Source organism: Streptomyces sp. NPDC044704, assembly GCF_056433525.1.
Genome location: NZ_JBWKGY010000003.1, coordinates 72,099 through 91,999, shown reverse-complemented (window position 1 = coordinate 91,999; position 19,901 = coordinate 72,099). Strand labels below are relative to the sequence as shown.

The following is a 19,901-nucleotide window of genomic DNA, read 5'->3' as shown; positions in this document are numbered from 1 at the left end:
CCCGGCGCACACCTGCGCGGACGGAGGACTAGAAGTCCTCGTCCAGGTCCACCGTGCCCTCGACCGCGACCTGGTAGGCCGACGGACGGCGCTCGAAGAAGTTCGTCAGCTCCTGGACGCCCTGGAGCTCCATGAACGAGAACGGGTTCTGCGAGCCGTACACCGGCGGGAAGCCGAGGCGCACCAGACGCTGGTCCGCGACGCACTCCAGGTACTCGCGCATGGACTCGGTGTTCATGCCCGGCAGGCCGTCGCCGCACAGGTCACGGCCGAACTGCAGCTCCGCCTCCACGGCCTCCTTCAGCATGTCGGTGACCTGCTGCTGGAGCGCGTCGTCGAAGAGCTCCGGCTCCTCCTTGCGGACCGTGTCCACGACCTCGAACGCGAAGTTCATGTGCATGGTCTCGTCGCGGAACACCCAGTTGGTGCCCGTCGCCAGACCGTGCAGCAGACCGCGCGAGCGGAACCAGTACACGTACGCGAAGGCGCCGTAGAAGAACAGGCCCTCGATGCACGCCGCGAAGCAGATCAGGTTCAGCAGGAAGCGACGGCGGTCGGCCTGCGTCTCCAGCCGGTCGATCTTCTCGACCGAGTCCATCCACTTGAAGCAGAACTGAGCCTTCTCGCGGATCGACGGGATCTCCTCGACCGCGTCGAACGCGGCCGCACGGTCGTCCGGGTCGGGCAGGTAGGTGTCCAGCAGCGTCAGGTAGAACTGGACGTGCACGGCCTCCTCGAACAGCTGGCGCGACAGGTACAGGCGCGCCTCCGGGGAGTTGATGTGCTTGTACAGCGTCAGGACCAGGTTGTTCGACACGATCGAGTCGCCCGTCGCGAAGAACGCGACCAGCCGGCCGATCATGTGCTGCTCACCGGGCGTCAGCTTCGCGAGGTCCGCGACGTCCGAGTGGAGGTCGACCTCCTCGACGGTCCAGGTGTTCTTGATCGCGTCCCGGTACCGCTCGTAGAAGTCCGGGTAGCGCATCGGGCGCAGCGTGAGCTCGAAGCCCGGGTCCAGGAGGTTCTTGTTGTCGTTGGAGCTCATTACTGGCAGGCCTCGCACGATTCGGGGTTCTCAAGGGAGCAGGCGAGCGCCTCCGCGTCGGCCACCGCCTGCGGGAGCGCCGCCGGGGCGGCGGCCTGCGCCGCGCGGGCGATCTTCGTCGCCGGGCGCGAGCGCAGGTAGTACGTGGTCTTCAGGCCCTGCTTCCAGGCGTACGAGTACATCGAGCTGAGCTTGCCGATGGTCGGCGTCTCCAGGAACAGGTTCAGCGACTGGGACTGGTCGAGGAACGGCGTACGGGCCGCCGCCATGTCGATCAGGCCGCGCTGCGGGATCTCCCACGCCGTGCGGTACAGCTCGCGCACCTCGGCCGGGATCCAGCCGAAGCCCTGCACGGAACCGCTGGACTCGCGCAGCGCCTCGCGGGTCTGCGCGTCCCACACGCCGAGCTGCTTCAGCTCCTCCACCAGGTACGCGTTGACCTGGAGGAACTCACCGCTGAGGGTCTCGCGCTTGAAGAGGTTGGAGACCTGCGGCTCGATGCACTCGTAGACGCCCGCGATCGAGGCGATCGTCGCCGTCGGCGCGATGGCCAGGAGCAGGGAGTTGCGCATGCCGGTCTTCGCGACGCGGGCGCGCAGGGCGTCCCAGCGCTCCGGCCAGTTCAGCTCGACGCCGTAGTGGTCCGGGTGCAGGACACCGCGGGCGGTACGGGTCTTGTCCCAGGCCGGCAGCGGACCGCTGCGCTCGGCGAGGTCGCAGGAGGCCTCGTACGCGGCCAGCATGATCCGCTCGGAGAGCTTCGTGGACAGCGCCCGCGCCTCGGGGGAGTCGAAGGGCATCTTCAGCTTGAAGAAGACGTCCTGCAGACCCATCGCGCCCAGGCCGACCGGACGCCAGCGGGCGTTGGAACGCCCGGCCTGCTCGGTCGGGTAGAAGTTGATGTCCACCACGCGGTCGAGGAAGGTCACGGCCGTACGGACGGTCTCGTCCAGCCGCTCCCAGTCGATGTCCCCGTCCACGACGAAGGCACCCATGTTGACCGAGCCGAGGTTGCAGACGGCCGTCTCGCCGTCGTCGGTGACCTCGATGATCTCGGTGCACAGGTTGGAGGAGTGGACGACCGAGCCCGGCTCGGCGGTCTGGTTCGCCGTGCGGTTGGAGGCGTCCTTGAAGGTCATCCAGCCCTGGCCGGTCTGCGCGAGGGTGCGCATCATCCGGCCGTACAGGTCACGCGCGGGCATGGTCTTGCGGGCCAGGCCGTCCGCCTCGGCCTTGCGGTAGGCGGCGTCGAACTCGTCGCCCCACAGGTCCACGAGCTCGGGGACGTCGGCCGGGGAGAACAGCGACCACTGCCCGTCGGAGTTCACGCGCCGCATGAACTCGTCCGGCACCCAGTGGGCGAGGTTCAGGTTGTGCGTACGGCGCTGGTCCTCACCGGTGTTGTCGCGGAGCTCCAGGAACTCCTCGATGTCCGCGTGCCAGGTCTCCAGGTAGACGGCGGCGGCACCCTTGCGGCGGCCGCCCTGGTTGACCGCGGCGACGGAGGCGTCGAGGGTCTTCAGGAACGGGACGATGCCGTTGGAGTGGCCGTTGGTGCCGCGGATCAGGGAACCCCGGGCGCGGATGCGGGAGTACGAGAGGCCGATGCCGCCGGCGTGCTTGGACAGGCGCGCGACCTGGTGGTAGCGGTCGTAGATCGAGTCCAGCTCGTCCAGCGGGGAGTCCAGCAGGTAGCAGGAGGACATCTGCGGGTGCCGGGTACCGGAGTTGAAGAGCGTGGGGGACGACGGCAGGTAGTCGAGGCGGCTCATCAGCCGGTAGAGCGAGGCCACTTCCTCGACGGCCTGGACGGTGTCGTTCTCGGCCAGGCCGCAGGCCACCCGCAGCATGAAGTACTGCGGGGTCTCGATGACCTGACGGGTGATCGGGTGGCGCAGCAGGTAGCGGCTGTGCAGGGTGCGCAGGCCGAAGAACCCGAAGCGGTCGTCGGCGCCCTCGGCGAGGGTGTGCTCGACCAGCGCGTCCAGGCGGGCCGCGTGGGTCGTGACGAACTCGGCCGTGCGGTCGGCGATGAGCCCCTCGCGGTGGCCGACGGCGACGGACGCCGAGAAGGACGTGGAGCCCTGGCCCGCGGCCTCGTCGCGGACGGCCAGCGTCAGCAGCCGGGCGGCGAGGCGGGAGTACGCCGGGTCCTCGGAGATCAGACCGGCCGCGGCCTCGGTGGCCAGCCCGCGCAGTTCGGCCTCGTCGGCGACGGAGCTGCGGCCGCGCAGGGCGGCGGCGGCGACCCGGCCGGGGTCGGTGTCGGGGAGGTCGGCCGTAAGCTCGGTGAGGGTACGCAGCAGTGCGGTCCCCGGGCCCTCGGGCGTGAGCGCAGCCTCGGTGTCGGACTGGGCGGACTCGGCGCGCGGTGCGGCAGGCGCGATGGTCACGGGGGGAGCTCTCCCTCGCTCGGCCCGGTCTTCGACGGGGCGGGGCGAGCGGGCGCACGCGGGAAGCCCACGGACCGGCCCGGACAGGGCAGGCGGTACGTGCGCCGCGTGGCGTCCACCGGCCCAACCGCGAGGCCCGGACGTATCGGCACCCGGTTCGGTTGAGCCGGGCGCGCTGTCGGCAGGTCCTCGGACTTCCGGACGCACCAATGGGTGCACTTCATACCGTTGCGGGACAGTTCCGGATTCGCACCGGATTCCCCTGCGACGACAGCAGCCATGAGCATACATGTGGGGGCGGCCCGTTGCGGTAGCCCCCACATGTTGTGTCGGCGTGGCTACTGCTCGGGTGCGTACAGCTCCAGGGCGTAGGTGAGCAGGGGCACCGAGGGGACCGGGGACCAGTCCCGTTCCGGGGTGCGCACGAAGCCCAGGCGCTCGTAGATCCGGTGCGCGGCGGGGCTGCCCGGCTGGGTGGAGAGCACCAGCCGGGACACTCCCGGCAGGGCCCTGGCGCGGTCGGCGCAGGCCCGTACGAGTGCTTCGCCGGCGCCCTTGCCCCGGCCGGCGGCGGCCACGGCGAGCATCCGGAACTCGGCCTCGCCGGGGCCCGCGATGTCGGCGAGGGGGCTGCCCGGAGGGGCGAACGTCACACCGCCCAGCAGGCGTCCGTCCAGTACGGCGACGAGCACCTCGCCGGATCCGGCCCGGCCCGCGACGTCCCGCAGCGTCCGCTCGTACGTGTCGTCGGTGTTGGCGTCGAGGAGCCCGTCCTCCAGGTAGGCCCGCGCGGTGATCCCGCCCAGCTCTTCGTATTCGGCGGGCTGCGCCGCCCTGATCACGATGTCCATGCGTCGAGTGTGCGCGACGGCCGCGGGCGGACGCCCGGATCCCGGCGGTCCGGTGCCGGGCACGCGCGAGGGCCCCGCCGGACGAGGCCGGCGGGGCCCTCGCGCGTGCCGCTCAGCAGCAGCGGAAGCCCTCCCGGGGATCCGCCTCGCGGGCGTCGGTGCGGGCCCGCTCGAAGGCGCGCCGGGTCATGACCTCGGCGTGCGGGTCGTGGGCGCGGGCGTGGGCCACGTAGCGGTCGTACGCGGCCTCGCCGGAGAACTCCCGTACGTAGAACCGGGCCTTCGACAGCGCGCCCCGGACCCCGCTCACCGCGCGCGCGGCGCTCGTGCCGCTCATGCGACGGGGGTCTTCGCCCGGCCGCCGCCCGCGTCGAGGCCGGCCGCCGCGAGCTCGGCCTTCTCCTCGGGCGTGGCGATCAGCCCGGCCGGGGCTACGATCTTCGACTCGGTCCACGGGACCTCGGACAGGCGCACCGTCTCGGGGTGGGCGATGGCCTTGAAGCAGGTCCGGGCCGCGTCCACCAGCACGATGACGATCAGGACCGCGAACAGCACCGACAGCACCCCGTCGACCGTGGCGTTGGTGACGACGGTGTGCATGTCGCCCATGGTCTTGGCGGGCGGCAGGACCTTGTCGGCGTCGATGCCCGCCTGGTACTTGTCGCGCTGGGCGAAGAAGCCGACCTTCACGTCCTCGGAGAAGATCTTCTGGTAGCTGGCGGTGAGGGTGACGGCCACGTCCCACGCCAGCGGAACCCCGGTGACCCAGGCCCACTTGAGCCGGCCCGACTTCACGAGCAGCGTCGTGCAGACCGCCAGGGCCACTGCCGCGAGCAGCTGGTTCGCGATGCCGAACAGCGGGAACAGCTGGTTGATGCCGCCCAGCGGGTCCTTGACGCCGACCCACAGGAAGTAGCCCCAGCCGCCGACCACTATGGCGCTCGCCAGCCACACGCCCGGCTTCCAGCTGACGTCCTTGAAGGACTTGTGCACGTTGCCGAGGGTGTCCTGGAGCATGAACCGGCCCACGCGGGTGCCCGCGTCGACCGTCGTCAGGATGAACAGGGCCTCGAACATGATGGCGAAGTGGTACCAGAAGGCCTTCATGGCGGTGCCACCGATGACGGCCGAGAAGATCTCCGACATTCCGAGTGCGAACGTCGGCGCTCCGCCCGTACGGGAGAGCAGGCTGCTCTCCTCCACATCCTTCGCGGCCTGCGCGAGGGCGTCCGGGCTGATGGCGAAGCCGAAGTTGGTGACGGCCGCGGAGGCGGTGTCGACCGTGGTGCCGATGACCCCGGCGGGGGAGTTCACGGCGAAGAAGAGGCCGGGCTCGATGATGCAGGCGGCGATCACGGCCATGATGGCGACGAAGGACTCGGTGAGCATCGCGCCGTAGCCGATGACCCGGACCTGCGTCTCCTTCTGGATCATCTTCGGGGTGGTGCCCGAGGAGACCAGCGAGTGGAAGCCGGACAGGGCCCCGCACGCGATGGTGATGAAGACGAACGGGAACATCGAGCCGGCGAAGACCGGCCCGTCGCCGCGCGCCGCGAAGTCGGTGACCGAGGGCATCTGGAGGGTCGGCATCGCGATGACGACGCCCACCGCCATCAGCGCGATCGTGCCGACCTTCATGAAGGTGGACAGGTAGTCGCGGGGCGCGAGCAGCAGCCACACCGGCAGCACCGACGCGATGAAGCCGTACACGATCATCCAGACGACCAGCGTCTCCTTCTCCAGGGTGAAGGTGTCCGCCCAGGAGGACTCGGCGACCCAGCCGCCCGCGACGATGGCGAGCAGCAGCAGGGCGACGCCGATGGCCGAGACCTCGGTGACCCGTCCCGGCCGCAGCACGCGCAGGTAGACGCCCATGAAGAGGGCGATCGGGATGGTCATGCCGATGGAGAAGACGCCCCACGGCGAGTGCGCCAGGGCGTTGACGATGACGAGGGCCAGCACCGCCAGCAGGATGATCATGATGGCGAACACGGCGACCAGGGCGGCGGCTCCGCCCACGGGCCCTATCTCGTCCCGGGCCATCTGGCCGAGCGAGCGGCCGTCGCGCCGGGTGGAGAAGAACAGGGTCACCATGTCCTGCACGGCGCCGGCGAAGATGACGCCCGCGACGATCCAGATGGTGCCCGGCAGGTAGCCCATCTGCGCGGCGAGCACGGGACCGACGAGCGGGCCCGCGCCGGCGACGGCGGCGAAGTGGTGGCCGAAGAGCACCCGGCGGTCGGTGGGATGGAAGTCGACACCGTTGTCGAGCCGTTCGGCGGGGGTCGCCCGCGTCTTGTCCACCTTCAGGACACGGTGCGAGATGAAGCGGGCGTAGAAGCGGTATCCGATGGCGTACGAGCCCAGCGCGGCGGCGAGCAGCCAGGCGGCCGAGATCTCCTCGCCCCGCGACAGTGCGAGCACGCCCCAGCCGATGGCCCCGATGAGGGCCACGAGCGCCCACACGGCGATCGACTGCGGAGTGAGGCCGCCCGGCCGGGAGGGCGAGCCGGGTCCGTCACCCGGACCCGCCGCGCCCTCCGGTGATGGAGTCCGGTATGTCCCCGTTGCTTCCGGTTCCGGCATGATCCTCGTCCCCTCGTTGATCAGCTGCGTAAGCGCAGGGAATCTACGGGGGCTTGACCGCTGGACGTAAGCCCCCGTCCGCATAGCGGTACGAGCGTCCACTGAGGATCAAACGGGAGTCAACCGGCCGTCACAATGCGGGCCTCTGGAGACGGGCAACGAACTTGTAACGGTCGCCGCGATACACCGAACGTACCCATTCGACCGGTTCGCCGTCGGCGTCGAGCGAGTGCCGCGAGAGCATCAGCATCGGCAGCCCGACGTCGGTGCCGAGCAGTCCGGCCTCCCTCGGCGTGGCCAGGGAGGTCTCGATGGTCTCCTCGGCCTCGGCGAGACGGACGTCGTACACCTCGGCGAGGGCGGTGTAGAGGGAGGTGTACTTGACCAGCGAACGGCGCAGCGCGGGGAAGCGCTTGGCCGACAGGTGCGTGGTCTCGATGGCCATCGGTTCGCCGCTGGCCAGGCGCAGCCGTTCGATGCGCAGGACCCGGCCGCCGGTGGAGATCTTGAGCAGCCCGGCGAGGGTGTCGTCGGCCGTCACGTAGCCGATGTCGAGCAGCTGGGACGTCGGCTCCAGGCCCTGGGCCCGCATGTCCTCCGTGTACGAGGAGAGTTGCAGGGGCTGGGAGACCTTGGGCTTGGCGACGAAGGTCCCCTTGCCCTGGATCCGTTCCAGCCTGCCCTCGACGACGAGCTCTTGCAGGGCCTGCCGGACGGTGGTCCGGGAGGTGTCGAACTCGGCCGCGAGCGTGCGCTCCGGCGGGACCGGCGTGCCGGGGGGGAGTGTTTCGGTCATGTCGAGCAAGTGCCGCTTGAGTCGGTAGTACTTGGGCACGCGCGCCGTCCGAGTGGCCGGCCCGCCCTCCGGCTCCGTGGTCGCCCCTTCGGTGGACATCGACGCCCGCCTTCCCGACTCCAGTTTCGCTGCCGTCACCGGCTCCTCCGATATGTGCGGTCACATCGTGACACGGGTGGGAGGACAGGCCTCCTCCCTCCCCCAGGTGTCGGTCCGGTAACGGACCGAGCACCCGCTCATTAGACCCTTGACACCCCTAAAGGTCTAGGCCAAGCTCCGGGTACTGGTCTAAACCAATATGGATCGGATCCCGGCCCCACGGGCAGTACTTGGTACGTCACCGCGGTGGGCGAGGGAAGTTGCAGGCAGCATCCCTGAGGAGGGTGGCGTGAAGCGCAAGCTCATCGCGGCGGTCGGAGTCGCGGGCATGGTTATCGGCCTCGCGGCGTGTGGCGACGGTGCCGACGACAAGGCGAAGACCGACGCATCGGGTGGCGCGGCCAAGGAGATCACCGTCTGGGTGATGGACGGTTCCGCACCGAAGGCCTGGATCGACGAGGTCAACAAGGAGTTCTCGGCCAAGCACCCCGGTGTCACGGTCAAGGTCGAGGAGCAGAAGTGGACCGGCATCCAGGAGAAGGTCACCACGGCCCTCTCCGAGAACACCCCGCCGGACGTCCTTGAGCTCGGCAACACCCAGACCGTCGGCTACGCCGTCACCGGTGGCCTCGCCGACCTGTCGGACGACAAGTCCAAGCTCGGCGCCGACGCCTGGTCGAAGGGCATGACGTCCTCCGCCGAGGTCGACGGCAAGCTCTACGCCGCCCCCTGGTACGCCGCCAACCGCGTCGTCATCTACGACAAGAAGGCCTACGAGAAGGCCGGCATCACCGCGCCGAAGACCCGCGACGAGTGGGTGGCCGGCCTGGAGAAGCTGAAGGCGTCCGACCCCGCCTCGCAGCCGATCTACCTCCCCGGCCAGAGCTGGTACATCCTCGCCGGCTTCGTCTGGGACGAGGGCGGCGACCTCGCCGTCAAGGACGGCGGCAAGTGGAAGGGCCAGCTCGGCACCCCGCAGGCCGCCTCCGCGATGGACTTCTACAAGAAGCTCCAGTCCTTCTCCACCGCCCCCAAGGACAAGGACGAGGCCACCCCGCAGCAGTCCACCGACATCATCCCCAAGGGCGGCGTCTCGTCCTGGATCGGTCTCGGCTGGGAGGCCCAGGGCGCCCTGAAGGCCCTGAAGGACGCGGGCAAGGAAGGCGACTTCGGCTACTTCCCGATCCCGGGCAAGACCGCCGACAAGCCGGGCTCCGTCTTCCTGGGCGGCTCGAACCTCGCCGTCGCCGAGCGCTCCAAGAACAAGGAGCTCGCGAAGGAGTGGCTGGCGCTGGCCGCCGGCAAGGACCAGATGACCAAGTACGCCGCCGCCACCGAGGGCGCCCTGCTCCCGAACCAGGCCGCCGCGAACTTCGCCGCCGCCCCGGGCTCCTTCGCCGAGTCGATGGCCAAGGCCTCCGTCTCCGGCAAGATCACCCCGGTCACCGCGGGCTGGGCGAACGTCGAGACCGAGCCGAACCCCATCAAGGAGTTCATGACCAAGGTCCTGAAGGGTGAGGACGCCGCCAAGGCGGGCGCGGACGCGGACAAGGAAATCGCGAGCCGCATCAACAAGTAGTCCCGCCCCGCGGAACCGGCAGCACCCGCAGCACCCGCAGTACGGTCCGTCCGGGCAGTACGGACGGACCGAGCAGCACCCGCACGACCCAGCAGTGTGAACGCACCGGGGGGTGCGGCAGGCGCCCCGCAGCGCCTGCCGCGCCCCCGGTCGCGCATTTGACTCCACAGTCAACCGCGAGGAAGCCCAGACATGACCGTGCACTCCCAGGGAGCGACCACCGACGCTCCACAGGACGCACCACTGAAGTCCGCCGGACGGCCGAAGGTGCCCGGCACCGGTACCGGCCCCAGCCATCCGTCGCCTCGCGGGGGCAGAAAGTCGCTCCCCTCGGGGTGGGCGCCGTATCTGCTCGTCCTGCCCGCGGTCCTCAGCCTCGCGACACTGCTGCTGTATCCGCTGATCAAGAACGTGATCCTGTCCTTCCAGGACATCAACAAGATCGAGTTCATCCAGCGGAAGTACCCGTTCGCGGGATTCGACAACTACACACAGCTGCTCGGCGACTCGGACTTCTGGACCGTCGTCCTGCGCAGCTTCGGCTTCACCTTCGCCAACGTCGCGCTCATCATGGCCGTCGGCTGCCTCATCGGCATCCTGCTCAACAAGCTCGGCAAGTGGATGCGCCTGGTCCTGTCGATGGCGCTGGTGATGGCCTGGGCCATGCCGATCGTCGCCTCCGTGCAGGTCTTCAAGTGGCTGTTCGACGAGCAGTTCGGCGTCATGAACTGGGTCATGCGCACCGCCGGCTTCGCCGGCTACGACCAGCACAACTGGTTCGAGACCGGCCTCTCCACCCTGGTGATCATCACGGTCCTGGTGGTCTGGGGCTCGGTCCCCTTCGTCGCCCTCAACATGTACGCCGGCCTCACCACGGTCGGAGCGGAACTGTACGAGGCCGCGCGGATGGACGGCGCCAACGGCTGGCAGACCTTCTGGAAGGTCGTCTTCCCCCAGCTGAAGCCCTTCTTCCTGATCACCACCTTCCTGGAAGTGATCTGGGTCTTCAAGGCCTTCACCCAGGTCTACGCGATGAACAAGGGCGGCCCCGACCGCGCCTCCGAGATCCTCCCGGTCTTCGCCTACGTCGAGGGCCAGAGCCAGTTCCACTACGGCCTGGCCGCCGCGATCTCCGTCCTGACGATCCTGATCCTCATCATCGTCATGTCCTTCTACTTCCGCCTGATCCTGAAGCAGGAGGAGGAGCAGTGAGCACGACCACCGCCCCGAAGCCGGCGCCGTCCGCACCGTCCGCGAAGCCCGCGCAGAAGCTCCGCACCCGCGGGCCGCTGCGCCCCGCAGCCGTCGCCAAGAACGCCGGCGCCCTCCTGCTGGCCCTCGTCTTCGTCTTCCCGGTCTACTGGATGTTCTCCTCGGCGCTCAAGCCGTCGAGCGAGATGCTCAGCAAGGACCCCGTCTTCGTGTTCACCCCGACGCTGAAGAACTTCGAGAAGGCCACCGGGGTCGAGAACTTCTGGAACTACGTCGGCAACAGCCTGATCGTCACCGTCTGCGCGGTCCTGCTGGCCCTGCTCGTCGCCCTCGCCGCGAGCTTCGCCATCGCCCGCATGAAGTTCAAGGGCCGCAAGGGCCTCGTCCTCGCCGTGATGATGGCGCAGATGGCGCCCTGGGAGGTCATGGTCATCGCGATGTACATGATCGTCCGCGACGCCGAGATGCTGAACAACATCGGCGTGCTGACCGCCATCTACTTCGTGATGGTCCTCCCCTTCACCATCTGGACCCTGCGCGGCTTCATCGCCGCCGTCCCGGTGACCCTGGAGGAGGCCGCCCAGATCGACGGCTGCACCCGCGGCCAGGCCTTCCGCAAGGTGATCTTCCCGCTGCTCGCCCCCGGTCTGATGTCCACCTCGCTCTTCGGCTTCATCACCGCCTGGAACGAGTTCGCGATGGTCCTGATCCTGAACAAGGACAAGACCGCCCAGACCCTCCCCCTGTGGCTGACCGAGTTCCAGACCGCCTTCGGCAGCGACTGGGGCGCCACCATGGCCGCCTCCTCGCTCTTCGCGGTCCCGGTCCTGCTGATCTTCATCTTCCTCCAGCGCAAGGCCGTCGGCGGCATGACCGCCGGCGCCGTGAAGGGATAACGGCCGACATGACTGTCCTTGCGCACCGCACGGATACGGTGACCCGCGACGCCCTCGCCGTCCTCCAGCCCGGCTTCGAGGGCACCACCGCCCCCGCCTGGCTGCTGCGCCGGGTGGGAGAGGGCCTCACCGCCGTCGGCCTCTTCGGCCGCAACATCACCTCCGCCGGACAGCTCTCCGCGCTCACCGCGCAGCTGCGGGCCGAGCGGGACGACGTACTCGTCGCCATCGACGAGGAGGGCGGTGACGTCACGCGCCTGGAGGTGCGCGGCGGTTCGTCCTTCCCCGGCAACCTGGCGCTGGGCGCCGTCGACGACACGGCGCTGACCCGCGACGTGGCCCGCGAGCTCGGCCGCCGGCTCGCCGAGTGCGGCGTCAACCTCAACTGGGCGCCGTCCGCGGACGTCAACTCCAACCCGGACAACCCCGTCATCGGCGTCCGTTCCTTCGGCGCCGACACCGCCCTCGCCGCCCGGCACACCGCCGCGTACGTCGAGGGACTCCAGGCCGCGGGCGTCGCCGCCTGCACCAAGCACTTCCCCGGCCACGGCGACACCAACGTGGACTCGCACCACGCGCTGCCCCGCATCGACGTGGACCTGGACACCCTCCAGGCCCGCGAGCTGATCCCCTTCAAGGCGGCCATCGAGGCCGGCTCCAAGGCGGTCATGAGCGCGCACATCCTGGTGCCCGCCCTCGACCCGACCCGCCCGGCCACGCTCAGCCCGCAGATCCTGACCGGTCTGCTGCGCAAGGAACTCGGCTACGAGGGCCTCATCGTCACCGACGGCATGGAGATGAACGCCATCGCCGGGACGTACGGCATCGAGCGCGGCTCGGTCCTGGCCATCGCGGCCGGCGCCGATGCCATCTGCGTCGGCGGCGGACTCGCCGACGAGGCGACCGTACTGCGTCTGCGGGACGCGCTGGTCGCCGCCGTCCGCGAGGGCGCGCTGCCCGAGGAACGGCTCGCCGACGCCGCCGCCCGGGTGCGCGCCCTCGCGGACTGGACCCGCCGGGCCCGGCCGGACGCGCGGCCGGAGGGGAGCGGCGCGTCCGGCATCGGCCTGACCGCGGCCCGCCGGGCGGTCGTCGTCTCGGGCACCACCACCCCCGTGACCGCCCCCTACGTCGCCACGCTCGCCCCCGTCGCGAACATCGCCGTCGGCGACGAGACCCCGTGGGGCGTGGCCGCGGAACTGGCGGCGCTGGTCCCGGGCACCGAATCGGGCGTCTACCCGCAGGGCTCCGCCGCCGCGGACGTGCTGGCGGCCGCGGGCGGCCGTACGGTCGTCGCGGTGGTCCGCGACGCGCACCGGCACCCGTGGATGACCGAGGTCCTGGACGCGCTGGTCGCCGCCCGGCCGGACACCGTGGTCGTCGAGATGGGCGTGCCGCGCGCCGAGCCGCGCGGGGCGCTGTACCTGGCGACGCACGGCGCCTCCCGCGTCTGCGGCCGCGCGGCCGCCGAGGTCATCGCGGGCGCGCGGTAGGACCACGGCCCCCGGACCGGGGCCGGGTACCCGTCACGGGGGTGCCCGGCTCCGCCGTGGAGGCGGACGCGCGAAAGGGCCGGGCCCCCGAGGAGGGGGGCCCGGCCCTTCGTCGTGCCGGTTCCTACAGGCCCTGCCAGGCGGGCTTGTTGGCGTAGGCGTGGCGGAAGTAGTCGGCCAGCTTCAGCTTCGAGGCGGCGGCCTCGTCGACGACGACCGTGGCGTGCCGGTGCAGCTGGAGCGCGGAGGCCGGGACGAGGGCGGACAGCGGGCCCTCGACGGTCTGCGCGACGGCCTCGGCCTTGCCCTCGCCGGTGGCCAGCAGGACCAGGTGGCGGGCGTCGAGGATGGTGCCGATGCCCTGGGTGATGACGTGGTGCGGCACCTGGTCTATGTCGTCCTCGAAGAAGCGCGCGTTGTCCACGCGGGTCTGCTCCGTCAGCGTCTTGATCCGGGTCCGGGAGGCCAGGGAGGAGCAGGGCTCGTTGAAGCCGATGTGGCCGTCCGTGCCGATGCCCAGCAGCTGGAGGTCCACGCCGCCGGCCTCGGCGAGGGCGCGGTCGTAGGCGTCGCAGGCGCCGACGATGTCCTCGGCGGAGCCGTCCGGGCCCATGAAGGAGGCCTCGGACAGGCCGAGGGGCTCGACGACCTCGCGGAGGACGACGGCGCGGTAGGACTCGGGGTGCCCGGCCGGCAGGCCGACGTACTCGTCGAGCTGGCAGACGCGGGCCTTCGAGGCGTCGACCAGGCCGGCCCTGACCTTGGCGGCGAGGGCCTCGTAGATGGGCAGCGGGGTAGAGCCGGTCGCCACGCCGAGCAGGGCGTCGGGCTTGCGGCGGACCAGGGCGGCCATGGCCTCCGCGATGAGCTCGCCGCCTGCCTTGGCGTCCGGGACGATGACAACTTCCACGCGGGGCCTGCCGATCTGAGAGGGGTGCGGTCACATTGTGGTATAGACCAATCTAGCAGAGCGGGCCCGTCCGTGGCGGGCCTTCGCCCCCATCCATCGTGATCCCGATCGCCCGCCCCGGCCTCCCGGGCGGCGGCCGCGCGCGGGGCGCCGGCCGGACGGCTTCCGGACGTGCGGCGCGGGCGGCCCCGGGGGATTCCGGGACGCGGAGGTGGCGCGTAGCTCCTCGCCCACGAGATCACCGTCGCCCGGGGCCAGGACCCCGACGCGCCCCGCGCCCTGGCCGAGGTGACGGAGACCCGCAGAGGGCCCGGCGGTCCTCAGACCAGGGAGAGCTGGAGCCCGCCCGTGGCGTCCAGGTGCTGGCCGGTGACCCAGCGGGAGTCGGGCGAGGCGAGGAAGGCGACCACGTCCGCCACCTCTTCGGCGGTGCCCACCCGGCGGAAGACCGACCGGGCGGCCAGGTGCTCCCGGGTCGCGGGATCGGAGAGCAGGGCGGCGTTCAGGTCGGTCTCGGTGATGCCGGGGCCGACCGAGTTCACGGTGATCGCGCGCGGGGCGAGTTCGGCGGCGAGGGACACGGTCAGCGCGTTCACGGCGCCCTTGGCCATGACGGTGGCGAGGATCGCGGGCAGCGCGAGGTGGGGGGTGCCGGTGACGTTGACGATCCGGCCCCCGTCCCGCAGCCGCGCCAGTCCGTGCTGGATCACGAAGAACGGCGCCCGGGCGTTGAGGTCCTGGATCCGCCCGAAGGTCTCCTCGTCCGTTTCCGCGATGCCGGCGAAGGCCGCCCCGCCGGCGTTGTTCACCAGGACGTCCACGTGCTCCGTCGCCAGCGGATGGGCCTCGTACGCCGCCCAGAGCGCCTGCGCGTCGCCCGGCACCCCGAGCTCCGCGCGGACCGGGAACGCCGTTCCCCCCGCGGCCCCGATCGCGGCGACGGTCTCCTCCGCCGCCGCCCGGTCGTGTCCGTAGTGCACCGCGACCAGGGCTCCATCGCGGGCCAGCCGCTGCGCGACCGCCCGTCCGATCCCCCTGCTGCCGCCCGTGACCAGTGCCGTCTTCCCCTTGAGCACGCCCATGACGCGCCCCCCTTCAGCATTCTCTAGTGGTCGCTACAGAAAGGGACCGTACCAGATTCTCTAGCGACCGCTATAGAATCTGCGCATGGTGACCGGACAGCGCGGCAGGCCCCGCTCCTTCGACCGCGACGCCGCCCTCGACAAGGCCCTGCTCGCCTTCTGGGAGCGCGGGTACGAGGCGACGTCCATCTCCGACCTGACCGCCTCCCTGGGCATCAGCGCGCCCAGCCTGTACGCGGCCTTCGGTGACAAGCGCAAGCTCTTCGACGAGGTCGTCGTGGTGTACGGGGGCCGCTACGGAGACTTCGCGAACGTGGCCATGGCCGAGGAGCCCACCGCCCGGGACGCGGTGGCGCGGATCCTCTTCGAGGCCGCCGAGGTCTACACGGACCCGGCCCACCCGCCGGGCTGCATGGTGATCAGCGCGGCCGTGAACACCACCAGCGAAGAAGTGGCGGAGGCCCTGCGCCGGCGGCGGAACGCCAACCTGCGGATGTTCGAGAGCCGGATCCGCGCGGACGTCGCCGCCGGGGTGCTCCCCGCCGACACCGACGCGGGGGCGCTGGCGCGCTACGCGGGAGCCGTGATCCAGGGGATGTCCGTGCAGTCGCGCGACGGGGCGAGCAGGGAAGAGCTGGAAGCGGTGGCGGCGCGGGCGATGCTGGCCTGGCCGGCCTGACCCGGACCGCCGCGGGAAAGACCCGCTCCGGGAGGGACGCCGCGGGAGGTCCACCGCGCGAGATCCGCCGCGCAAGATCCCCGCGGAAGATCCACTGGGGGAATTCCTGAATTCGGGCCCGGAATTCGGCCCTGAAATTCCTCTGGGCCACGGTGCAGGACGGGACCCTCAGCCCGTCCGGCACCGTAGCCCGGAGTACTTACGGCCGTCGGGTGTGCGGTTCCCGGCGGCCGGTTGGGAGGTGCCTGCGCGGTCAGGGCAGAGCGCGCGGTTACCTCGATCCGTCCTCCTGTGCGGGGAGGGCGGAAGCCTGAGTCAATTGTGGACTAGACCATTCTGCTCTGTCCATCCAATGACGGGTCTCTTCGCACCGTCACTTCCTCCAACAGTACGCGGACGGACCCCATCCTGGGTACTCCTGAGTATTCGCCGTGGGAAAAGTCATGGCCGTACCCGGGGTACGCTCGCCAGGTGCCCTCCATGAACGACCTCGTACGCCAGCACACCGCTCTCAGTGAAGCCGAACTGGAGTGGCTCCACCTGCTGGTCTCGGAGTGGCAGCTGCTCTCCGACCTGTCCTTCGCCGACCTCGTGCTCTGGGTCCCCACCCTCGACGGCACCCGGTACGTCTCGGTGGCGCAGATGCGCCCCAACACCGGCCCCACCTCGTACCAGGACGACATGGTCGGCCACCTGGTGCCGCGCGGCCGCCGCCCGCTGCTCGACGCCGCCCTCGACGAGGGCCGGATCGTGCGCGAGGGGGACCCGGAGTGGCGCGAGGAGGTGCCGGTCCGCGTCGAGTCGATCCCCGTCCGCCGCGAGGGCCGGGTGCTGGGCGTCATCGCCCGCAACACCAACCTGCTCACTGTGCGTACACCGAGCCGGCTGGAGCTGACCTACCTCCAGTCCGCCTCCGACCTGGCGCAGATGATCGCCGCGGGCTCCTTCCCCTACCCCGGCCAGCAGGTCGACATGGACGCCTCCCCGCGCGTCGGGGACGGCCTGATCCGGCTCGACGCCGAGGGCGTGGTGACGTACGCGTCCCCGAACGCGCTCTCCGCGTACCACCGGCTCGGCCTCGCCGCCGACCTGGTCGGCCAGCACCTGGGCACCACCACCGCCGAACTCGCCCCGTCCCGGGGCCCGGTGGACGAGGCGCTGGTCAAGCTGGCCAGCGGCTGGGCCCCCCGGGAGACCGAGGTCGAGGGCAACGGCGGGGTCATCCAGCTGCGCGCGATCCCGCTCAAGCCCAAGGGGACCCGCATCGGTTCCCTCGTCCTGTGCCGCGACGTAACCGAACTCCGCCGTCGCGAACGCGAACTGATCACCAAGGACGCGACCATCCGGGAGATCCACCACCGGGTGAAGAACAACCTCCAGACGGTGGCCGCGCTCCTGCGGCTCCAGGCCCGCCGGATGGATTCGGAGAACGGCCGCGAGGCGCTTAACGAGGCCGTGCGCCGCGTCGGTTCGATCGCGATCGTGCACGAGACGCTGTCTCAGAACCTCGACGAGCGGGTGGAGTTCGACGAGATCGCCGACCGCGTGATCGCGATGGTCGCCGAGATCTCCCCGGGCAAGGTGCAGTGCCGGCGCACCGGCCGCTTCGGGATCCTGGACGCGGAGGTCGCCACCCCGCTGTCGATGGTGCTGACCGAGGTGCTCCAGAACGCGCTGGAACACGCCTTCACGCAGGGGGAGGGCGGCACGGTCGAGGTGTCCGCGATCCGCTCCGGCAGCGGCCGCGCCGACGCCCGGCTGTTGATCACGGTGCTCGACGACGGCTGCGGCCTGCCCGAGGGCTTCGACCCCCAGCGGGCCGGCAACCTCGGGCTGCAGATCGTACGGACCCTCGTGGAGGGGGAGCTCGGCGGAACGTTCGACATGCTGCGGGCCGAGCCGCGCGGCACGAAGGTCGTCCTCGACATCCCGGCCAGCCCCCAGAAGTAGCCCCCCACCCCGTCACCCAGCGTGACGGGGCGGAAGCGGCGCCACCGGGGCAGGCGCCGCGAAAAGCGCCGGCAAAAGTGGCGGGGAAAGCACTGAGCCCCGGACCAGGGGGCACCCCCAGCGGTAGCTGGGAGGAGTCCCGGTCCGGGGCTCAAGAGCACGTTGCTGAGCGCTGCTATGGGTACTACGCGCTGCGGCTCGAGGCTCGAAAGTCGATGTCAGGCGGTGGCGTTGCGCGCCCGATTGCGAGCGGCGCGGCGCTTCATCGCGCGGCGCTCGTCCTCGCTGAGACCGCCCCAGACGCCGGAGTCCTGACCGGACTCGAGCGCCCACTGCAGGCACTGCTCCATGACGGGGCAGCGGCGGCAGACGGCCTTGGCTTCCTCGATCTGCAGCAGCGCAGGACCGGTGTTGCCGATGGGGAAGAAGAGTTCCGGGTCTTCCTCACGACAAACGGCGTTGTGACGCCAGTCCATGGCTGCTCCATCTCCTTGTATTGCGGGCAGGTTGCTTGTGAATGTGAACGCTTTCACGAATCCCCCCGTGAGGGAAGGGCCGACGCCCAGTTGCCTGGTGCGGTCCGAGATGCGTGGAGGGGTTCTGGCGCTCTGTGTGGGTGCCGGGTGCTGCGGGCTGTCCCGATCGCCATGTAGAGATTCGCAAACCTCGGACGGGGATACAACCCCTTCCGGAAAGTTTTTTTGGATTCGTCGGTGTCTACTAGGTCACAGCCCTAGTTCCTGGGGGTGGACCGGCGTGTAAACGTTCGAGTGAAAGGACTTTTGGCCCTTCCACTCACACAATCACACGCAGTGCACGGCGTACGCCTGTGAACCGAACGCTGGTGCGCAGTCCGAGGTGATCGCCGTCCATCTGGAACGGCAGCGGAACCTTCGAATGCAAGGTGAAGTCGGTCAGATCGTGCAGAGACACCGCGTGCTTGCCGTGCGGGCCGCGCTCAGGAGTCGAGGTCAGGAGCTGTGTCGCGTACCGGGCGACGGCCGGAGTTGACAAACGATTGAGCGCCAATACGTCAAGCGCGGTATCGAACGACGCCTCCGGAGAGGCGTACAGCGGCCGGTTCCCCAGGTACGTCCAGGGGGAGGTGTTGCAGACTATCGACAGCACCAGGTCCGTCACCGGGTCCTGGCCGGGACGCTCCAGCGTGACCGTGCCGTTCCTGCGGTTCGGCTCTTCCCAGAACTGGCGCATGAGCTGTCGCACGTACAGGGCGTGCGTCGAACGCTTGCCGCGTTCCCGCTGCTGCTCGACCCGCCCCACCACACCCGCGTCGAAGCCGAAGCCCGCGCAGAACGTGAACCAGCGGGCCGGAACCGATTCGTCCTCGGTGCCCGGCGAGCCGGCGGCCAGACCCAGACCCACCGTCCGCTCGCGCTGCTCGCGCAGCGCGTCCAGCAGGGCGCCGGTCGCCTCGACCGCGTCGTTGGGCAGCCCCAGCGCACGGGCGAAGACGTTCGTGGAACCACCCGGGACCACCGCCAGCCTCGGCAGCCGCTCCGGATCCGGCCCGTCGTGCAGGAGCCCGTTGACCACCTCGTTGACCGTGCCGTCACCGCCGAGGGCCACCACCAGGTCGAGGCCCTCGTGCGCGGCCTTGCGGCCCAGGTCGCGGGCGTGCCCCCGGTACTCGGTGGTCACCGCCTCCAGCTTCATCTCGCTGGCGAGCGCGTGGGTCAGGACGTCGCGCGTGCGCGCACTGGTGGTCGTCGCTGCTGGGTTGGCCACGAGGAGTGCACGCATGACCGCCAGAGTACCCACCCCTCCCCGAGCATCCCCTACCGACCGTCCCGTCCCGCGCCGACGGCGCGCGGCTACCCTGCTGGGGTGAGTAAGAAGCCGCGCCCGAAGCCGACCGCCAAGCCGACCGCGAAGCGGGCCCCGGAGCCCGCCGCGCCCGCCGCCCCCGCGGCGCTGCCCGGCCGGCTCACCGCCGCCGCCGTGCTCACCGCCCTGGAGGGGCTGGCCCTGGCCGGCCTCGGCGTCTACATGCTGTTCGTCGGCATCGCCGGGGACCCCGACTCCCCGCAGCAGGCCGAGACCGGGGGAGTGACCCTGCTCGCGCTCGCCGCGCTCCCGCTGATCGCCGCGCGCGGACTGCGCCTGGGCCGCCGCTGGAGCCGCGGCCCGGCACTGATCACCCAGCTGATGGCGATGCCGGTGGCGTGGACCCTGTGGACCACCGGCGGTGCGATGACCGCCGCCGCGGTGGCCCTGGCCCTGACCGCCGTCGCCGTCGGCGCCCTGCTCGTGAACCCGACGGCCACCGAGGCGCTCGGCATCGGGCCCGGCGAACAGGCCCGATGACCCCT

Annotated in this window: 17 protein-coding genes and 1 riboswitch; of the genes, 7 read left to right on the top strand and 10 right to left on the bottom strand. The window is 70.5% G+C overall.

What is annotated here, in order from left to right; translation table 11 throughout:
• Positions 1–28 precede the first annotated feature (28 nt).
• From AC07B0_RS07885 to AC07B0_RS07860, 6 genes are all read right to left on the bottom strand, one after another.
• On the bottom strand, positions 29–1,045 hold the full coding sequence (locus AC07B0_RS07885) for a ribonucleotide-diphosphate reductase subunit beta (RefSeq protein WP_356874469.1): 1,017 nt from the start codon (positions 1,043–1,045) through the stop codon (positions 29–31).
• Positions 1,045–3,438: a ribonucleoside-diphosphate reductase subunit alpha gene (locus AC07B0_RS07880; protein WP_478863320.1), complete on the bottom strand. Its 2,394-nt coding sequence runs from the start codon at positions 3,436–3,438 to the stop codon at positions 1,045–1,047. The genes AC07B0_RS07885 and AC07B0_RS07880 overlap by 1 nt, the downstream gene beginning before the upstream one ends.
• Positions 3,439–3,601: 163 nt before the next feature.
• Positions 3,602–3,735: riboswitch (cobalamin riboswitch) on the bottom strand.
• A gap of 41 nt (positions 3,736–3,776) precedes the next feature.
• The gene (locus AC07B0_RS07875; RefSeq protein WP_469376783.1) at positions 3,777–4,289 is read right to left on the bottom strand and encodes a GNAT family N-acetyltransferase; all 513 of its coding nucleotides are present in this window, start codon (positions 4,287–4,289) and stop codon (positions 3,777–3,779) included.
• Positions 4,290–4,401: 112 nt separating this feature from the next.
• Positions 4,402–4,599: a CstA-like transporter-associated (seleno)protein gene (locus AC07B0_RS07870; protein ID WP_469376943.1), complete on the bottom strand. Its 198-nt coding sequence runs from the start codon at positions 4,597–4,599 to the stop codon at positions 4,402–4,404.
• A 23-nt stretch (positions 4,600–4,622) separates the two neighbouring features.
• The gene (locus tag AC07B0_RS07865; RefSeq protein ID WP_356874461.1) at positions 4,623–6,875 is read right to left on the bottom strand and encodes a carbon starvation CstA family protein; all 2,253 of its coding nucleotides are present in this window, start codon (positions 6,873–6,875) and stop codon (positions 4,623–4,625) included.
• 130 nt (positions 6,876–7,005) lie between these two features.
• Complete coding sequence (locus tag AC07B0_RS07860) at positions 7,006–7,770, bottom strand: GntR family transcriptional regulator (RefSeq protein WP_356874459.1); 765 nt, start codon at positions 7,768–7,770, stop codon at positions 7,006–7,008.
• 289 nt (positions 7,771–8,059) lie between these two features.
• Here AC07B0_RS07860 and AC07B0_RS07855 point away from each other — a divergent pair, with 289 nt between their 5' ends.
• The 4 genes from AC07B0_RS07855 (at position 8,060) to AC07B0_RS07840 (ending at position 12,950) form a co-directional block, all read left to right on the top strand.
• Entirely contained in the window at positions 8,060–9,349 is a 1,290-nt protein-coding gene (locus AC07B0_RS07855; RefSeq protein WP_356874457.1) for an extracellular solute-binding protein, read from the top strand.
• A gap of 192 nt (positions 9,350–9,541) precedes the next feature.
• Positions 9,542–10,561, top strand: a complete 1,020-nt coding sequence (locus tag AC07B0_RS07850) for a carbohydrate ABC transporter permease (protein WP_356874455.1) — start codon at positions 9,542–9,544, stop codon at positions 10,559–10,561.
• Positions 10,562–10,638: 77 nt separating this feature from the next.
• Complete coding sequence (locus AC07B0_RS07845; protein WP_356874661.1) at positions 10,639–11,457, top strand: carbohydrate ABC transporter permease; 819 nt, start codon at positions 10,639–10,641, stop codon at positions 11,455–11,457.
• A gap of 8 nt (positions 11,458–11,465) precedes the next feature.
• Positions 11,466–12,950 (top strand): glycoside hydrolase family 3 protein, encoded by a 1,485-nt coding sequence (locus tag AC07B0_RS07840; protein WP_469376788.1) that lies wholly within the window; start codon positions 11,466–11,468, stop codon positions 12,948–12,950.
• Positions 12,951–13,074: 124 nt separating this feature from the next.
• Here AC07B0_RS07840 and nagB read toward each other — a convergent pair whose 3' ends face one another.
• Complete coding sequence (gene nagB / locus AC07B0_RS07835; protein WP_469376789.1) at positions 13,075–13,860, bottom strand: glucosamine-6-phosphate deaminase; 786 nt, start codon at positions 13,858–13,860, stop codon at positions 13,075–13,077.
• A 320-nt stretch (positions 13,861–14,180) separates the two neighbouring features.
• Positions 14,181–14,942 (bottom strand): SDR family oxidoreductase, encoded by a 762-nt coding sequence (locus tag AC07B0_RS07830; protein ID WP_356874449.1) that lies wholly within the window; start codon positions 14,940–14,942, stop codon positions 14,181–14,183.
• An 85-nt stretch (positions 14,943–15,027) separates the two neighbouring features.
• Here AC07B0_RS07830 and AC07B0_RS07825 point away from each other — a divergent pair, with 85 nt between their 5' ends.
• A complete protein-coding gene (locus AC07B0_RS07825; protein ID WP_478897299.1) occupies positions 15,028–15,621 on the top strand; it encodes a TetR/AcrR family transcriptional regulator in 594 nt (197 codons plus the stop codon).
• 480 nt (positions 15,622–16,101) lie between these two features.
• The gene (locus AC07B0_RS07820) at positions 16,102–17,571 is read left to right on the top strand and encodes a sensor histidine kinase (RefSeq protein WP_478897297.1); all 1,470 of its coding nucleotides are present in this window, start codon (positions 16,102–16,104) and stop codon (positions 17,569–17,571) included.
• A gap of 218 nt (positions 17,572–17,789) precedes the next feature.
• On the opposite strand, the gene AC07B0_RS07815 is transcribed toward AC07B0_RS07820, so the two are convergent.
• Together AC07B0_RS07815 and AC07B0_RS07810 are read right to left on the bottom strand one after the other, a co-directional pair.
• Positions 17,790–18,047, bottom strand: a complete 258-nt coding sequence (locus AC07B0_RS07815) for a WhiB family transcriptional regulator (RefSeq protein WP_004937597.1) — start codon at positions 18,045–18,047, stop codon at positions 17,790–17,792.
• 319 nt (positions 18,048–18,366) lie between these two features.
• On the bottom strand, positions 18,367–19,332 hold the full coding sequence (locus AC07B0_RS07810; RefSeq protein ID WP_356874442.1) for a diacylglycerol/lipid kinase family protein: 966 nt from the start codon (positions 19,330–19,332) through the stop codon (positions 18,367–18,369).
• 84 nt (positions 19,333–19,416) lie between these two features.
• Here AC07B0_RS07810 and AC07B0_RS07805 point away from each other — a divergent pair, with 84 nt between their 5' ends.
• The gene (locus AC07B0_RS07805) at positions 19,417–19,896 is read left to right on the top strand and encodes a hypothetical protein (RefSeq protein WP_467290400.1); all 480 of its coding nucleotides are present in this window, start codon (positions 19,417–19,419) and stop codon (positions 19,894–19,896) included.
• The last annotated feature ends 5 nt before the right edge of the window (positions 19,897–19,901 follow it).

What these genes read in the sequence shown, in the direction of transcription:
- AC07B0_RS07885 (WP_356874469.1), bottom strand. Translation starts at nt 1,045, where the DNA reads ATGAGCTCCAACGACAACAAGAACCTCCTGGACCCGGGCTTCGAGCTC.
- AC07B0_RS07875 (WP_469376783.1), bottom strand. Translation starts at nt 4,289, where the DNA reads ATGGACATCGTGATCAGGGCGGCGCAGCCCGCCGAATACGAAGAGCTG.
- AC07B0_RS07865 (WP_356874461.1), bottom strand. Translation starts at nt 6,875, where the DNA reads ATGCCGGAACCGGAAGCAACGGGGACATACCGGACTCCATCACCGGAG.
- AC07B0_RS07860 (WP_356874459.1), bottom strand. Translation starts at nt 7,770, where the DNA reads ATGTCCACCGAAGGGGCGACCACGGAGCCGGAGGGCGGGCCGGCCACT.
- AC07B0_RS07850 (WP_356874455.1), top strand. Translation starts at nt 9,542, where the DNA reads ATGACCGTGCACTCCCAGGGAGCGACCACCGACGCTCCACAGGACGCA.
- AC07B0_RS07840 (WP_469376788.1), top strand. Translation starts at nt 11,466, where the DNA reads ATGACTGTCCTTGCGCACCGCACGGATACGGTGACCCGCGACGCCCTC.
- AC07B0_RS07830 (WP_356874449.1), bottom strand. Translation starts at nt 14,942, where the DNA reads ATGGGCGTGCTCAAGGGGAAGACGGCACTGGTCACGGGCGGCAGCAGG.
- AC07B0_RS07825 (WP_478897299.1), top strand. Translation starts at nt 15,028, where the DNA reads ATGGTGACCGGACAGCGCGGCAGGCCCCGCTCCTTCGACCGCGACGCC.
- AC07B0_RS07820 (WP_478897297.1), top strand. Translation starts at nt 16,102, where the DNA reads ATGAACGACCTCGTACGCCAGCACACCGCTCTCAGTGAAGCCGAACTG.
- AC07B0_RS07815 (WP_004937597.1), bottom strand. Translation starts at nt 18,047, where the DNA reads ATGGACTGGCGTCACAACGCCGTTTGTCGTGAGGAAGACCCGGAACTC.
- AC07B0_RS07810 (WP_356874442.1), bottom strand. Translation starts at nt 19,332, where the DNA reads ATGCGTGCACTCCTCGTGGCCAACCCAGCAGCGACGACCACCAGTGCG.